The sequence below is a fragment of the Acidovorax sp. KNOB132 genome (assembly GCF_057541515.1).
This window is the reverse complement of record NZ_BAAJYT010000582.1, coordinates 1-929: the sequence shown is the minus strand read 5'-3', so window position 1 is coordinate 929 and position 929 is coordinate 1. Positions and strand designations below refer to the sequence as shown.

General features: G+C 71.4%; 1 protein-coding gene. It reads right to left on the bottom strand.

What is annotated here, in order from left to right; all coding sequences use genetic code 11:
* Positions 1 to 49: 49 nt before the first annotated feature.
* On the bottom strand, positions 50 to 929 hold an 880-nt coding region (locus tag AC27IO_RS24805), incomplete at its 5' end, for a phosphoenolpyruvate--protein phosphotransferase (protein ID WP_498741294.1).

Here is a 929-nt window from a genome sequence, read left to right as displayed (position 1 = left end):
CCAGCACAATCAACACTAGGGCATATCGCTATATTTTTAATAGCAAATCTCATGATGCATCCCCTGTGTCGGCCACCGGGCCGGCCGGGCGCAGCGCGGCGCCCAGGGCACGCACCTCGTCGGCGGTGTCCACGTCCAGCGCGCGGCGGGCGAGGTCCTGCAGTTCGGCCAGGGAATGGCGGCGCAGCAGCGCCTTGACGCTGCCGATGTCGCCGCTGCTCATGCTCAGCTCCTGCACGCCCAGGCCGGCCAGCAGCGCCGCGCCCAGCGGCTCGCCCGCCAGTCCGCCGCACACGCCCACCCAGCGCCCATGGGCCCGGGCGCCGGCAATGGTGCGTTCGATGAGCCGCAGCACCGAAGGGTGCAGGCTGTCGGCCATGCCGGCCAGCTCCGGGTGCTGCCGGTCCACCGCCAGCGCGTACTGCGTGAGGTCGTTGGTGCCGATGGAGAAGAAATCCACGTGCGCCGCCAGCCGGTCGGCCATCAGCGCGGCCGAGGGCACCTCGATCATGATGCCCACGGGCACCTGGGGCGCGTCCAGCTCGCGGCGCACCGCCTCCATGCGCTGGCGCAGCTGGTGCACCTCTTCCACGGTGCTGATCATCGGGAACATGACCGACAGCGGGCCGTGCCGCGCCGCGCGGTACAGCGCCCGCAGCTGCGGCACCAGCAGGTCGTCGCGGCGCAGGCACAGCCGCGCGCCGCGCAGGCCGAGAAAGGGGTTGTCCTCCACCGGCAGGTCCAGATGCGGCACCTGCTTGTCGCCGCCGATGTCCAGCGTGCGCACGATCAGCGGGCGGCCGTCCAGGGCCTCGACCATGGCGCGGTACACGGCGTACTGGTCGTCCTCGTCGGGCACCACGTCGCGCTCCAGGAACAGAAATTCGGTGCGCATCAGGCCCACGCCCTCAGCCCCCGCCGCCAGCGCG